This window comes from Maridesulfovibrio ferrireducens (assembly GCF_016342405.1).
GTDB lineage: Bacteria > Desulfobacterota > Desulfovibrionia > Desulfovibrionales > Desulfovibrionaceae > Maridesulfovibrio > Maridesulfovibrio ferrireducens_A.
In genome coordinates, this window is record NZ_JAEINN010000062.1 from 1 (window position 1) to 2000 (window position 2000).

2 rRNA genes are annotated in these 2000 nt (G+C 47.1%); both read right to left on the reverse strand.

The window, feature by feature from the left end:
* Positions 1 to 29: 29 nt before the first annotated feature.
* A 5S ribosomal RNA gene (gene rrf / locus JEY82_RS19660) occupies positions 30 to 146 on the reverse strand.
* A gap of 145 nt (positions 147 to 291) precedes the next feature.
* Positions 292 to 2000: ribosomal RNA gene (locus JEY82_RS19665) — 23S ribosomal RNA — on the reverse strand; the annotation flags it as partial.

The following is a 2000-nucleotide window of genomic DNA, read 5'->3' on the forward strand; positions in this document are numbered from 1 at the left end:
CCCCCTGTTGAAAATACAACAGGGGTCAAAGATGGCGGCTATCTACTTTCCCACACCGTTGCCAGTGCAGTATCATCGACGTGAGTGAGCTTAACTTCTGTGTTCGGAATGGGAACAGGTGTAGCCTCACTGCTATTACCACCATCTTTGACCCCTGTCAAAAATGATTTTTAAAACTTTTACGCTTTTTTTGTGCATGAACTCTTAATAATTTTTCACTTATAATTATTAACTTTTCACTCTCTTACTGTATCTATACAGTAAGAGATAATAGAGTGTATATAAAAAATAATAAGTAAGACGATCGAGTTATTAGTATCACTCGGCTGAACATGTTGCCATGCGTACACCTGTGACCTATCAACATTGTAGTCTCCAATGACTCTAAGGGGAGATCTAATCTTGAGGTTGGCTTCCCGCTTAGATGCTTTCAGCGGTTATCCATTCCGAACTTAGCTACTCGGCAATGCAGCTGGCGCCACAACCGATACACCAGAGGTTCGTCCACACCGGTCCTCTCGTACTAAATGAAGATCCTCTCAAATCTCCTGCGCCCACGAAGGATAGGGACCGAACTGTCTCACGACGTTCTGAACCCAGCTCGCGTAACTCTTTAATCGGCGAACAGCCGAACCCTTGGGACCTTCTTCAGCCCCAGGATGAGTTGAGCCGACATCGAGGTGCCAAACACCGCCGTCGATATGAACTCTTGGGCGGTATCAGCCTGTTATCCCCGGAGTACCTTTTATCCTTTGAGCAACGGCCCTTCCATTCAGAACCGCCGGATCACTAAGACCTAGTTTCCTACCTGCTCGACCCGTCAGTCTCGCAGTCAAGCTCCCTTATACCTTTATGCTCTGCAGATGATTACCAACCATCTTGAGGGAACCTTGGTAAGCCTCCGTTACTTTTTCGGAGGCGACCGCCCCAGTCAAACTGCCCACCTGGCAATGTCCAATATGTTTTCATATCGTTAGTAAATCAATTTAATAAGGGTGGTATTTCAACAACGGCTCGGCACAATCTAGCGACCATGCTTCGCAGCCTCCCACCTATCCTACACATACTAAACCAAGTTACAATGCCAAGATACAGTAAAGGTTCACGGGGTCTTTCCGTCCTTTCGCGGGTAAGCGGTATCTTCACCGCTATTACAATTTCACCGAGTTCCTGGTTGAGACAGTGCCCAAATCGTTACACCATTCGTGCAGGTCGGAACTTACCCGACAAGGAATTTCGCTACCTTAGGACCGTTATAGTTACGGCCGCCGTTTACTGGGGCTTCATTTCAAAGCTTCGCTCCTAAAAGCTAACCTCTCCATTTAACCTTCCAGCACCGGGCAGGTGTCAGTCTATATACTTCGAATTACTTCTTCGCATAGACCTGTGTTTTTGATAAACAGTCGCTTGGGCCTCTTCACTGCGGCTACTTCATGCTCTGCATTGCACATGCTCACACTAATGTAGCACCCCTTCTCCCGAAGTTACGGGGTCATTTTGCCTAGTTCCTTAACCAGAATTCTCTCGAACGCCTGAGGATACTCTCCTCGTCCACCTGTGTCGGTTTGCAGTACGGTCTGATATACTTCATCGCTTAGAAGCTATTTCTTGGCAACCTTATAAACACACTTTATCAGCTAAGCTGTCGTCCTGTACCTCGGATTGAAAATACGGATTTGCCTGTATTCTCTCCTACATACATTCAACTACTAATCCAACAGTAGTCTGTGTTGCATAGTTGCGTCACTCCATCACTCGTTATCTCAGGCCCAGGAGTATTAACCTGGTTCCCATCAGCTGCGCCGTTCGGCATCGCCTTAGGGGCCGGCTTACCCTCAGCAGATTATCTTTACTGAGGAAACTTCGGACTTGCGGCGTGTGAGTTTCTCACTCACATTATCGTTACTCATGCCAACATCGTCTCTTCTAAACGCTCCAGCATGACTCACATCACACCTTCGTTGCTGTTTAGAATGCTCTTCTACCACCGCCACTCACTT